The organism is Gordonia desulfuricans NBRC 100010, from assembly GCF_001485495.1.
Classification (GTDB): Bacteria; Actinomycetota; Actinomycetes; order Mycobacteriales; family Mycobacteriaceae; genus Gordonia; species Gordonia desulfuricans.
In genome coordinates, this window is record NZ_BCNF01000039.1 from 1 (window position 1) to 12,407 (window position 12,407).

General features: G+C 68.9%; 13 protein-coding genes. 3 read left to right on the forward strand and 10 right to left on the reverse strand.

Translation table 11 applies throughout. The features are described from left to right. Positions 1 to 309 precede the first annotated feature (309 nt). From GD1_RS06425 to thrS, 9 genes are all read right to left on the reverse strand, one after another. Positions 310 to 1,038, reverse strand: a complete 729-nt coding sequence (locus tag GD1_RS06425; protein WP_020793425.1) for an FHA domain-containing protein — start codon at positions 1,036 to 1,038, stop codon at positions 310 to 312. Next, positions 1,035 to 2,054, reverse strand: coding sequence for a PP2C family protein-serine/threonine phosphatase (locus tag GD1_RS06430; RefSeq protein WP_083533914.1), 1,020 nt, complete (start codon positions 2,052 to 2,054; stop codon positions 1,035 to 1,037). Before GD1_RS06430 ends, GD1_RS06425 begins: the two co-directional genes overlap by 4 nt. 103 nt (positions 2,055 to 2,157) lie before the next feature. Then, positions 2,158 to 3,078: a pyridoxal 5'-phosphate synthase lyase subunit PdxS gene (pdxS, locus tag GD1_RS06435; RefSeq protein ID WP_152972617.1), complete on the reverse strand. Its 921-nt coding sequence runs from the start codon at positions 3,076 to 3,078 to the stop codon at positions 2,158 to 2,160. Positions 3,079 to 3,235: 157 nt separating this feature from the next. Beyond that, positions 3,236 to 3,778: a LemA family protein gene (locus GD1_RS06440; RefSeq protein ID WP_053776457.1), complete on the reverse strand. Its 543-nt coding sequence runs from the start codon at positions 3,776 to 3,778 to the stop codon at positions 3,236 to 3,238. Positions 3,779 to 3,900: 122 nt separating this feature from the next. Continuing rightward, positions 3,901 to 5,025, reverse strand: a complete 1,125-nt coding sequence (locus GD1_RS06445) for a glycosyltransferase family 4 protein (RefSeq protein ID WP_053776456.1) — start codon at positions 5,023 to 5,025, stop codon at positions 3,901 to 3,903. Beyond that, positions 5,022 to 5,954, reverse strand: coding sequence for a phosphatidylinositol mannoside acyltransferase (locus tag GD1_RS06450; protein ID WP_373855252.1), 933 nt, complete (start codon positions 5,952 to 5,954; stop codon positions 5,022 to 5,024). Before GD1_RS06450 ends, GD1_RS06445 begins: the two co-directional genes overlap by 4 nt. Then, positions 5,951 to 6,628, reverse strand: coding sequence for a phosphatidylinositol phosphate synthase (gene pgsA, locus GD1_RS06455; protein ID WP_053776455.1), 678 nt, complete (start codon positions 6,626 to 6,628; stop codon positions 5,951 to 5,953). Before pgsA ends, GD1_RS06450 begins: the two co-directional genes overlap by 4 nt. Continuing rightward, positions 6,622 to 7,290 carry an ATP adenylyltransferase gene (locus GD1_RS06460; RefSeq protein WP_059036468.1) on the reverse strand — a complete coding sequence of 223 codons (669 nt, stop codon included), beginning with the start codon at positions 7,288 to 7,290 and terminating at the stop codon, positions 6,622 to 6,624. Before GD1_RS06460 ends, pgsA begins: the two co-directional genes overlap by 7 nt. Further along, positions 7,283 to 9,364, reverse strand: a complete 2,082-nt coding sequence (gene thrS / locus GD1_RS06465) for a threonine--tRNA ligase (RefSeq protein ID WP_059036406.1) — start codon at positions 9,362 to 9,364, stop codon at positions 7,283 to 7,285. Before thrS ends, GD1_RS06460 begins: the two co-directional genes overlap by 8 nt. Positions 9,365 to 9,661: 297 nt before the next feature. On the opposite strand from thrS, the gene GD1_RS06470 reads away from it, so the two are divergent. Both GD1_RS06470 and GD1_RS06475 read left to right on the forward strand, forming a co-directional pair. Then, complete coding sequence (locus GD1_RS06470; RefSeq protein ID WP_059036407.1) at positions 9,662 to 10,246, forward strand: recombinase family protein; 585 nt, start codon at positions 9,662 to 9,664, stop codon at positions 10,244 to 10,246. Further along, positions 10,243 to 10,548, forward strand: coding sequence for a hypothetical protein (locus GD1_RS06475; protein WP_059036408.1), 306 nt, complete (start codon positions 10,243 to 10,245; stop codon positions 10,546 to 10,548). Before GD1_RS06470 ends, GD1_RS06475 begins: the two co-directional genes overlap by 4 nt. A 45-nt stretch (positions 10,549 to 10,593) precedes the next feature. On the opposite strand, the gene GD1_RS06480 is transcribed toward GD1_RS06475, so the two are convergent. Further along, positions 10,594 to 11,007 carry a TIGR02611 family protein gene (locus GD1_RS06480; RefSeq protein ID WP_053776452.1) on the reverse strand — a complete coding sequence of 138 codons (414 nt, stop codon included), beginning with the start codon at positions 11,005 to 11,007 and terminating at the stop codon, positions 10,594 to 10,596. 162 nt (positions 11,008 to 11,169) lie between these two features. Between GD1_RS06480 and GD1_RS06485 the strand changes: the two genes are divergently transcribed. Further along, positions 11,170 to 12,387, forward strand: a complete 1,218-nt coding sequence (locus GD1_RS06485; protein WP_157079387.1) for a hypothetical protein — start codon at positions 11,170 to 11,172, stop codon at positions 12,385 to 12,387. Positions 12,388 to 12,407: the final 20 nt, after the last annotated feature.

Here is a 12,407-nt window from a genome sequence, read left to right on the forward strand (position 1 = left end):
GAGGGCCTCGGTCCGGCGACGGTCGGCCTCGGCGCGACGGCGCGCATCGGGGGTGACGGCGCCGGGGGTGAGGGAGCCGGGCCCGCCGGGGCGGGAGGTGAAGGCGCCGGGGGCGTGGGCGATGCGGCTCTGCGAGATGGGGGTGGCGACGGCGGTCATCGTGTTCTCCTCGTGTTCCGTTCGGTGCGACCCGGTGTGCGATCTCCGGTGTTGCACGCAACGTTATGAGGGATTCCACGGCGGGTCGATGGGGAGAACTCCCCTCCCCACGGGGAGAACTACCCATGCCATCGTCGCAGGTCAGAGGGGTCAGCTCGCGGCGTTGCGCGCAGCCTCCGCATCGATCAGGGGGAGATCTGCCCGGGTGACTATCCGGGACGCCACGGCGTACTCGACGAGCTTGGCGCGACGGTTGCTGGCGAGTTTGCCGCCGCCGGCCCGCATGCCGCTGACGCCGAGCTGATCGAGCTTGTCGCAGACATTGTCGAGTTTGCGGTTGAACTTGGTGATCGGCCACCCCAGGCGGGCGGCCGCCTGCGCCGACGACGGGATGGAACTCGATCCGCTCCCCTCGCGCCGCAATGCCTCCTCGGCGAGCACGATGATGAGCAGCTTCTGGCTCTCGGTGAGCGTCGGCACACCCTGGGTGGTGCGGCCCCCGGCGAACGACTGCTGAGTGACCGGCCGGACCTGCGGGGCGGTCGCGTAGACGCTCAGCTCGTAGGTGGTGGGTCCGGCGGTGAACACGATGGTGGTCTCGCCGAAGACCAGCGGCATCCGGGCACCGGGACCGAGGGTCGCCGAGAAACCGACGTCGCCCGCCGACACCGTCGCCGACAGGTGGCTGCCGAGATTGCTCAGCCACCACAGGCCGTTCTCGTTGTGCAGCACCAGGAACTGGCGGTGCAGGTAGGGGTTGTCATCGACCGACAGATCGGCCTCACGGCCGATGGTGAACCGGCGCTCGCCGCTCAGCGGGAACCGTTCGCCGCAGAACTCGACGTAGGTCATCCCGGCCGGAACGGATGCGGCCATCATCGATCCCCGGCTGGGTCGCCCGCTTCCTCTGCGCCGAGTTCGGGTGCGGCGGCCGCCGCGGCGGGCTCGGCAGGTTCGGCGGGTTCGGCGGACTCGCCGGTCGGCACCGGCGCCTCGGCGGAGACGACGTCGTCGGCGGTGACGGTCTCGACGTCGTCGACGGTGACGGTCTCGACGTCGTCGGCGGTGACGGTCTCGACGTCGTCGACGGCGGGCATACGGATGGTCGACACCGATTCGTGGACGTCGACGACGATCACGGTCACATTGTCGTGGGCTCCGAGTGCGAGGGCCGCCTCGACGAGGTCATCGGCGGTCTGCACCGCGCCCTCCCCCTCACCGAGGATGCGGGCGATCTCGTCGTCGGGCAGTTCGCCGGTCAGGCCGTCCGAACACATCAGGAGGACGTCACCGGGCAGGGCAACGGTGGAGAAGTAGTCGGCGACCGGGTCGATCATCCCGGCGCCGAGCGCCCGCGTGATCACATTGCGGCGCGGGTCGGTGCGCGCATCCTCGGGGGTGAGGAAACCGGCATCGATGAAGTCCTGGACCTGCGAGTGGTCGCGGGTCAGCTGTTGCAGCGTGCCGTGCTGGAAGCGGTAGGTGCGGGAGTCGCCGATGTTGAGGATCAGCCAGTGCGGCTCTTCCTCCACGGTCACCAGGACCGCGCCGGTCGCGGTGGTGCCCGCACGCCGTTCGGTGGCGGTCTCGATCTCCGAGATCCGGGTCTGCGCCTGGTCGAGCAGGTCGATCAGCGACTTCTGGGTCTCGATCAGTTCGCCGGAGCTCTCCACCCCGGCCAGGGTGAGCAGTGCCGCCTCGCTGGCCACCTCACCGCTGTCGTGTCCGCCCATGCCGTCGGCGAGCAGATAGGTGCCGGGCAGCGCCAGTGCTGCGTCCTCGTTGGTCTCCCGGACCATGCCGACGCTGCACCGCACCGCCCACTCCAGTCGCAGGTTGCCGACGAAGTGCGTCCCCGAGGTCGATTCGTCGCGGACGATACTCACCGAATCCATGATCAGCAGATACTACCGGCGAGCACCCGCCGGACAACGGCAGACCACACCGGTGCGCCCAGGTTCATTCGAGCGGTTCACGTGTGGTCTGCCGTCGGTGGGGTCACCAGCCGCGTTCGGCCAGACGATGCGGCTGCGGGATGTCGTCGACGTTGATGCCGACCATCGCCTCACCGAGACCGCGCGACACCTTGGCCAGCACGTCGGGATCGTCGTGGAAGGTGGTGGCCTGCACGATCGCCGCCGCACGCTGCGCCGGGTTGCCCGACTTGAAGATGCCCGAGCCGACGAACACGCCCTCGGCGCCGAGCTGCATCATCATCGCCGCATCCGCGGGGGTGGCGATGCCACCGGCGGTGAACAGCGTCACCGGCAGCTTCCCGGCCTTGGCGACCTCGACGACCAGGTCGTACGGCGCCTGCAGCTCCTTGGCCGCCACGTACAGCTCGTCCTCGGGCAGCGAGGTCAGCCGACGGATCTCGTCGCGGATCTTACGCATGTGGGTGGTGGCGTTGGACACGTCACCGGTACCGGCCTCACCCTTGGACCGGATCATCGCCGCACCCTCGGTGATCCGGCGCAGGGCCTCACCGAGGTTGGTGGCACCACACACGAACGGAACGGTGAACGCCCACTTGTCGATGTGGTTGGAGTAGTCGGCCGGGGTCAGCACCTCGGACTCGTCGACGTAGTCGACGCCGAGACTCTGCAGGATCTGTGCCTCCACGAAGTGACCGATCCGGGCCTTGGCCATCACCGGGATGGACACGGTGTTGATGATGCCGTCGATCATGTCCGGATCCGACATCCGCGACACGCCCCCCTGGGCCCGGATGTCGGCCGGCACACGCTCGAGCGCCATCACCGCGACCGCACCGGCGTCCTCGGCGATCTTCGCCTGCTCGGGGGTGACCACGTCCATGATCACGCCGCCCTTGAGCATCTCGGCCATCCCGCGCTTTACTCGCGCTGTGCCCTGACCGATGTCCGACCCGGGAACGTTGCCTGACTGGGATTGGCTCACTGAAAGTCTCCTGGTTCTCGCATTGCTTCCGATCCGCATGGGGTGCGGACCGTCCTGGTATCAGGATAGGTGAGCAGATCCACCGCGTTCCGGCAGGTCGCGCCCGGTCACAGGTGCGTTGCCCGGCACCCTCGCGTCGGTACCCCGCTCGGCCCCGTCATTCGGGTGCGTCGCCCTGCCCCGGGGTCATGCGTTCGACGATCTCGAAGTAGTGCGGGCGGGTCGAACGGCCACCGAGTCGCAGGGCCCGCACCAGGAACCGGTCGGCCAGGGCGAGCGTGTCGCGGACCGCGTCGTTGTAGAACCGGCGCGCCATCATCACCCGGGTCTCGGCATCGGCGAGCTCGCCGACGAGCGCAGCCGGCCGACTGTCGGCCTCGACCCGGGCCAACGCCGCCGACAGCGCGTTCTCGACGTCCTCACGGGCCTCCCACGGCGCGTGTTCGGCGGCATCGGCGCAGGTCAGGAGTTCCCGTGCGGCCGCCCGCGCCTGCGGGTCGCCGTTGGTCGCCATCCATGCGGCGATCGCCCGGACCACCACGGTGCGGCGGTCGAGGGCCGACTCGAGGGATTGCCGGGCCAGGTCGACCCGGACGTTGAGCCGGTCGAGCCGGTTGGCGCGGCCGTAGAGCCAGCCGCCGACGATCAGCGCCACCACCACGACGGCCACGACGATCACGATCACTGTTGAATCGGTCACGTCGTCATCTCCTGCTCGTCCATCGGTTCATCTGCCACACGGGTTCGGTCGGCTCGGGTTCGGTCGGCTCGGGTTCGGTCGGCACACGGCATCGGGGCGGCACCGGCCCGATGGCGGTTCGGTCAGTCGGACACGACGACGGGGCCGGCGCCGACGGTCACGGTCTCGTAGACCCGCATGATCTGATCGGCCACCCGCGACCAGTCGTAGCGTTCGGCGCGGGCCTGTCCGGCGGTGACCAGTTCGGTGCGTGCGGCGTCGTCGCCGAGCAGGGTGATGATGGCGTCGGCGAGCTCGTCGGCGGCCCCCACCCCCACCAGCATCCCGGCGCGGCCGTCGTCGAGGACCCGGCGGAAGGCGTCGAGTTTGGACGCGATCACCGCGGCGCCGGCGGCCATCGCCTCCACCAGCACGATGCCGAAACTCTCACCGCCGAGGTTGGGTGCCACGTAGACGTCGGTGGATGCGAAGGCCCGGGCCTTGGTGACGTCGTCGACGCGACCCAGGAACACCAGGTGGTCGGCGAGTTCCCCGGCCCGGCGGCGCAGTGCCTTCTCGTTGCCGCCGCCGACGACGAGTACCCGGACGTCGGGGAACTCGGCGACCACGCGGGGCAGGGCACGCATCAGGATGTCGATGCCCTTGCGCGGCTCGTCGAAGCGGCCGAGGAACAGGATCGACCGTCCCGGCCACGGGTATCCCTCGAGCGGTTCGGCGGAGGCGAAGAACGGATAGTTGATGCCGTTGGGGATCTCCACCGCGTCGGAGCCGAGGGCCTCCATCTGCCAGCGCCGGGCGAGTTCGGAGACGGCGATCTTGCCGGAGATCCGCTCGTGGTACGGCCGCAGGATTCCCTGGAAGACGGTGAGCCACAACGATCGTGACGTCGACGTGTGGAATGTGGTGACGATCGGTCCGAGTGCCACCATCAACGCCATCATCGACAGACTCGGCGAGTTGGGCTCGTGCACGTGCAGCACGTCGAAGTCGTTCTCGTCGATCCAGCGGCGGAGCCTGCGGTATCCGCGCGGACTGAAGTTCACCCGCGAGACCGACCCGTTGTACGGCAGTGCCAGCGCCGGTCCCGCCGAGACGACGTACTCGGGCAGCGGGGTGTCGGCGTCGGCGGGTGCGATCACGCTGACGTGATGGCCCCGCTCGAGGTAGACCTGTGCGAGCTCGACGACGTGGGCCTGCACGCCGCCGGGCACGTCGAACGAGTACGGGCAGACCATCCCGATCCTCATGCGTCACCCACGATCCGGGCACGTTGCCGGTCGGTCCAGTCCGACTCCCACAGCGGTTGGAGCATGTGCCAGTCGGCCGGATGTGCGGCGATGTTCGCCGCGAATGCGTCGGCGAGGGCCTGGGTGGCGGCCTCCACCCCCACCGACACGTCGATCTCCTCGCCGCAGCCGATCATCGAACCGGGTGCGTCGGTGAACCAGTGGTGGACCGGCAGCAGGGCCGCGCCGGTCTCGATCGCCAGCCGCGCCGAACCGGCGGGCATCCGCGTCTTCTCCCCGAAGAACGTCACCGGCACACCGTGGCGGGCCAGGTCGCGCTCGCCGAGCAGGCAGACGATCTTGCCCTCACGGAGTCGCGCGGCGAGCTGACCGAACGGCGGCTGCTCTCCCCCGCTGAGCGGGAAGATCTCGAAGCCGAGGCTCTCGCGGTACTCGACGAACCGGTTGAACAGCGATTCCGGGCGCAGACGCTCGGCCACGGTCGCGAAACTGGCGCGGTTCTGCACCAGCCACACCCCGGCCATGTCCCAGTTGCCGGTGTGCGGCAGCGACAGGATCACGCCTTTGCCGCGCGACAGCGCCGCATCGAGGCGGGCACGGTCCGGCGCGGGGACGTCGACGGTGGCCGCGGTCTCGGCGAGGTCCTGGGCGGGTAGCCGGAAGGCCTCGTACCAGTAGCGGGCATAGGAGCGCATGGCGTCGGCGACGAGGTCGTCGGGCACCTGCTCGCGCGTGGTGCCGACGACCCGGGCGAGGTTGCGGCGCAACTGTTCCGGGCCGCCGTGACGACGGCCGGCGTAGCCGCCGATCCGGTCGAACGCCGCGCGGGCGAGACCGTCCGGTGCATGGCGGACCCCCGCCCAGCCCGCCCGGTACCCGAGGTCGGTGGCCGACTCCTTCAGCCGTCCGAACTGCTCACCGATGCTCACCGGGCCGCCTCGTCGGGGTCGGATTCGGTGCCCGGATCGGAGTCGGTGGATGTGGCCAGCGGGATCAGGTCGCGGGCACCCGGGGACGACGCGATCGACCACATGCGCTGGCCGACGGTGATCACACTGCCGACGGCGAGCAACCACATCGCCACGTGGATGGCCCACCACAGGCCGAGACCGGTCAGGCCGGCGCCGACGAGCACGATGATCAGCCGGTCCGGGCGCTCGATGAGTCCGCCGTCGCCGTAGAGTCCGGCGGCCTCGGCGCGCGCCTTGGCATACGAGATGACCTGCGAGGTGACCAGGCAGATCAGGGTCGCGACGAACAGCAGCTGGTGCGGATCGTTCCAGGCACACCACCAGGCGAGACCGGCGAAGATCGCGCCGTCGGCGATCCGGTCGCAGGTGGCGTCGAGGACCGACCCGAACCGGGTGCCGCCGCCGCGGGCGCGGGCCATCGCACCGTCGAGCATGTCGAACATGACGAACAGCCAGATGACCATCGTTCCCCAGAACAGGTGGCCCATGGGGAACAGCGTGAGCGCCGCGGCCACGGTGGCGACCGTGCCGATCAGCGTCATCATGTCGGGGGTCAGCCCGGTGCGCAGCAGGGCCCGGCCGATCGGGAGGGTCACCTTGGACACCGAGGCGCGGCCCCGAATGCTCAGCACCGATCTGCTCCTTCCGGCCCACCGGCCGTGACGTCGTCGAATCGGTGCCAGGCGTCGGCGAGCAGTGCGCGGGTGTCGCGCAACAGTTGCGGCATCACCTTGGTGCCGCTGACCACGGTGATGAAGTTCGCGTCTCCCACCCACCGCGGCACGATGTGCTGGTGCAGGTGCTCGGCGAGCGATCCGCCGGCCGCATAACCCAGGTTGAGTCCGACGTTGAACGCGTTCGGGTTGGACACCGCCTTGATGGTGCGGATCATCTGCTGGGTGAACGCCATCAGCTCGGCCGACTCGCCCGGGGTGAGTTCCTCGAGGTCGGCGACCTGCCGGTAGGGCACCACCATGGTGTGGCCCGGGTTGTACGGATACAGGTTGAGCACCGCGTAGACATGTTCGCCGCGGGCGACGACCAGCCCGTCCTCGTCCGACATCCGCGGGATGTCGAGGAAGGGATGGCCCGACGTCTTGGGCTCGGTGGCCTCGGACTCACCGGTGTCGGCGGTCCCCGACCCCGGATCCCCACTCGGGGCATCCCGGTTCTGGGGTGCCTCCGCGGTGATGTAGGTCATCCGATGCGGGGTCCACAGACGCTGGAGCCGATCGGCATCGCCGGTCCCGAAGTCGCGGATCTCGGTCTCCGGCGCGTCCGGGCCGTCAGCCATCGCTGCTCCCCGCGGCCGCACTCACGGACTCGGGGCTCACCAGTTCCTTGCTCGGCGACTCGTTGCGACGCGAGCCGACCCACTCGACGATGGTCTCGATCGCCTCCGCCACCGGCACCCCGTTGACCTGGGTGCCGTCACGGAATCGGAAGCTCACCGCACCCGCCTCGACGTCGCGTTCGCCCGCCAGCAGCATGAACGGCACCTTCCCGGTCGTGTGGGTGCGGATCTTCTTCTGCATGCGGTCGTCAGAGTAGTCGACCTCGGCGCGGATGCCCTGCTTGCGGAGAGCGTCGACGACACCCTGCAGGTGATCGGCGAAGGCCTCCGCCACCGGGATACCCACCACCTGCACGGGTGCGAGCCAGGCCGGGAACGCGCCGGCGTAGTGCTCGGTGAGCACACCGAAGAACCGCTCGATCGATCCGAACAGCGCGCGGTGGATCATCACCGGGCGCTGCTTGGTGCCGTCGGGTGCGGTGTACTCGAGCTGGAAACGCTCGGGCAGGTTGAAGTCGAGCTGGATGGTCGACATCTGCCAGCTGCGGCCGAGCGCGTCCTGCACCTGCACCGAGATCTTGGGGCCGTAGAACGCGGCACCGCCCGGATCGGGCACGAGGTTCAGGCCCGACGCCTCGCCGACTTCGCGCAGCGTGTCGGTGGCCTCGGTCCACAGTGCGTCGTCGCCGACGAACTTGTTGGGGTTCTTGGTCGACAGCTCGAGGTAGAAGTCGTCGAGGCCGTAGTCCTTGAGCAGCGCCAGCACGAAGTTCAGGGTGGTGGTGAGCTCGTCGCGCATCTGATCTTTGGTGCAGTAGATGTGCGCATCGTCCTGCGTCATGCCGCGGACGCGGGTGAGTCCGTGGATCACGCCGGACTTCTCGTAGCGGTACACCGAACCGAACTCGAACAGGCGCAGCGGCAGCTCCCGGTAGGAGCGTCCACGCGACCCGAACACCAGGTTGTGCATCGGGCAGTTCATCGGCTTGAGGTAGTAGTCCTGGCCCGGTTTGCGGACCGTGCCGTCCTCGTTGAGCTCCTCGTCGATGTGCATCGCCGGGAACATGCCGTCGCGGTACCAGTCGAGGTGACCGGAGACCTCGTACAGATGCCCCTTGGTGATGTGCGGCGAGTAGACGAAGTCGTAGCCCTCCTCGACGTGCCGCTTGCGCGAGTAGTTCTCCATCTCCTGACGGATGATGCCGCCCTTGGGGTGGAACACCGGCAGACCCGAGCCGAGCTCGTCGGGGAAGCTGAACAGGTCGAGCTCGGCGCCGAGCTTGCGATGGTCGCGGCGCTCGGCCTCGGCGAGCAGGTCCAGGTACTCCTGCTGGGCGTCGGCCGACTCCCATGCGGTGCCGTAGATGCGCTGCAGGGCGGCGTTGTCCTGGTCGCCGCGCCAGTAGGCGGCCGAGCTGCGGGTGAGCTTGAACGCGGCGATGTACTTGGTGGTGGGCACGTGCGGGCCACGGCACAGGTCGCACCAGATGCGTTCTCCGGTACGGGGATTGAGGTTGTCGTAGACGGTCAGCTCCTTGCCGCCGACCTCCATGACCTCTTTCTCGTCGAAGCTGCCCTTGTCGTCGATCAGCTCGAGTTTGAACGGTTCGTTCGACAGCTCGACCTTGGCCTCGGCCTTGGAGGCGTAGACACGGCGGGAGAACTTCTGCCCCGACTTGATGATCTGCTTCATCTTCTTCTCGAGGGCGGCGATGTCCTCGGGCGTGAAGGGATCGGCGACGTCGAAGTCGTAGTAGAAGCCGTCCTTGATCGGGGGCCCGATGCCGAGCTTGGCATCTGGGAACAGGTCCTGCACGGCCTGTGCGAGGACGTGTGCGGTGGAGTGGCGGATCACGCTGCGGCCGGCCTCGGTGTTGGCCGCAACCGGCTCCACCTCGGTCTCGAGGTCGGGTGCCCACGACAGGTCGCGCAGCATGCCCGACGCGTCGCGGACGACGACGATGGCCTCGGGGCCCTTGTTCGGCAGATCGTGCTCCCGCAGCGCGGTGCCCGCGGTGGTCCCAGCAGGCACACGGATCGTGGCTGGGTAACTCACCTTGACTTCGTCGGGCACGGCGAACGCTCCTCCGGGGGATCGGCCTCTGGACACCAGACGGCGCCCGTCGGCAAAACGGGTTTTCCGACGTCGATCGTATCGAGTTGACCCGACATTCCGGGTCGCCGGTTCCCCCTCTCGGCGCGTCCTCCTCGATTTCGAGACTATCGAGACCGTTTCGCGAATCGTTTCGAGACCGCACGCCCTGGCTGTTTGCCGATCCAACGCGATCGATGAGCGCGTTCCACAATCCGTCTCACAACACACCTGATCTCAATACCGACACCGAAGGCAGTTTCGAGATAGATTCGGTCAATGCCTTCCGACGCATCGACCGCGACCCTGCTCGGGTACGCGCGCGCCCGGCCCCGTGCCGGTTCCCTCGACGAGCAGATCGACCTGCTCACCGAGACAGGCGTCGCCGCCAACCGCATCTACACCGACACCACCGTGTTGCCCGAGGCCGAGCGACCCGGGATGACCGCCCTGCTCGACTACGCCCGTCGCGGCGACACCGTCGTCGTGGTGGGCATCGACCGGCTCGGCCGTTCGACGCCCGAGGTGATGTCCACCGTCCGCCACCTGGGTGAACGTGGCCTTCGGCTGCGCTCGCTGCGGGAACGGATCGACACCACCGAACCGGCCGGCCACATGATCGTCGGGGTGCTCGCGTCACTGTCGGAGCTCGACGACGAGCAGTCCCCCGGTCGGCGGGTGTCGACCGGCGGCGCACGCCGTGCCGGCGGCACGGTGGGCCGGCCCCGCGCGCTCACCCCCGACCAGATCGCACAGGCCGAACGCATGCGCGCGAACGGCGAACCCGTGCCCCGGATCGCCGCGGCACTCGGGGTGAGCCGCGCGACGTTGTACCGCACCCTCGCCACCAAGGAGGCACGGTGATCAGTATCACGGCGGGGTGTGACACCGCCCATCTCGACGCCCTGGAGTTCCGGCGCGGTATCGAGGCCGCGTACGCCTACCTCGGGGCGTTGCCGATCCCGTGGGCGCGCCATCATGCGGTGAGCACCCTGGCCGAACCACCCCGGGACGTCGGCCCGCCCCAGCATGCCGCCGAGCGTGGCCCCGGCGAGGCGTCGACCACAGACGTACACGACGCCGAGTCGGACCTGGCCGCGTCGAGCTACTCCCGCGGGTATCGCGCCGCGTTGCACGGGTTCCTGCGCGACGGCCCCCGGCTCTAGACCCCCACGATCAGCTACACCCGACACGTTTCGGGTGCGCCCACGTCACAGGATCGGGCTGCGTACCCACTCCGCGTCGACGTCGACCCAGCCGGCCACGGTGCCGAACACACCCAGCATCCACATCGAGGCCAGCACCACCAGACAGGTGCCGAGCCCGAACACGCCCTGCACCGACCAGTGCTGATGCCGGAACCATTCCACCCACGCGTCGTATCGGGTGCGCGCGAACCGCAACAACCGGTGCGCCCAGGAGAACTCCGACGCCAGGATACCCAGTCCGAGAAAGACGATCAGCCAGCCCGGCCCCGGATACGGGATGGCGACGACACCGCCGGCGAGCACGAGCGCACCCACCACGCCGACCGTGATGCGGTAGGTGAGATTCAACTCCGGTCGACGCCGGATCACGTAGCGCCGCTTGCGCGCCCAGATCCGGATTCGCTTCCACGCCGACATCCTCGACCACTCCCCTGGCACTGATCCGGGCCGGTGACACCCGTTCTGTCCAGGATACGTGGGCCCGGCCCCGTCGAAATCGTGGCCGCACCACCGCGGACGCCGGGATCCGAGTCGCCCAAGTGCCCGGTGTATCCGGGTCGGCTCTGTGAGACTGTGCAGGTGATTCGCACATTCCGGCTTCTCCGCGTGCTGTCGGCGGCGGTCCCGCTCACCGTGTTGGGCGCGTCGAGCGCCCTGGCCGCGCCGACACCGCAGGGCAGTGCACCCGAGCCGGTGTGCGCCTGGCAGTTCATGTCCAATGCCAACGATCTGAACGTCGCGTTCCCGGACAGCAACGCCACCTACTGGGTGATGCCGTATGCACTCGGCCCCGGCGACTCGATCAGCCTGTCGGGACAGTTCCCCCAGGCCCGATACTTCTCGCTGAACACCTACGGCACCGACTTCGACACCATCGACACCCTGCGCGACAACCAGATCACGCCCGATCGCGGCAGTTCCAATCCGTTCGCCGAGGTGTCGCCGGCGCAGGCCGGCCGCAGCTGGCACGCGGCGGTGGTTCCCGGGCCGGCCGATGCCTCGCGCAACCAGATCAGCGGACTGCCCACCTCGGGGACTCAACGCGTCCCGGTGGGTTTCCTCATCGTGCGGGTGTACGTCCCCGACGACCCGAACTCACCCAACGGTGGAGTCGCCCTGCCCACGATGACGATGCACCTGGGCGGCGCGACGATCCCGTTGCGCCCGTGCGCATCCCCACTTTCCCTCTCCGGGGACTCGGCGCCGATGAAGGCACTGTTCGACCGCCTCGTCACCACCGGTGGCGGCTCGGCGACGGAGGCCGTCTTCACCAATCCGACGACGACCGGCGGCCTGTTCCCGAACGGGGACAACAAGTATCTCGCCGCTCCGGTGACCTATCGGCCCGGCCGGGTGGTCGTGGTCCGCGGAAAGGCGCCCTCGTTCCCCGACACCACCGCCGGGACGTCGCCGGCGGCCGCCCGGGATCTGCGGTACTGGTCGATGTGTCAGAACGACAGGGTGAGCCCCTACCCCGTCGTCACCTGTGCGGCCGACCACCAGACCGCGCTCGACGCCGACGGCTACTACACCTATGTGATCGCCGCGCCCCAGGACCTGGCCGCGCCGATCGATGCGAGCCAGACCCTGATCGGTTGGGGCAGCACCGCCGTCGCCGACAAGGTGCTGATCATGCGGAACATGCTCCCGTCGGCCGGGTTCTATCCGCGGTCGGTCCAGGCGTCGCAGGCCGACCACTCCGATCCCGCCACGTCGATGGGCGCGTACTACCCGCGCGGCACCTACTGCCAGGTCGACGTGCTGCGCAGTCAGGGATGGCAGGGCTGCTATCGGTGAGGACGGATCCGGGCGACACC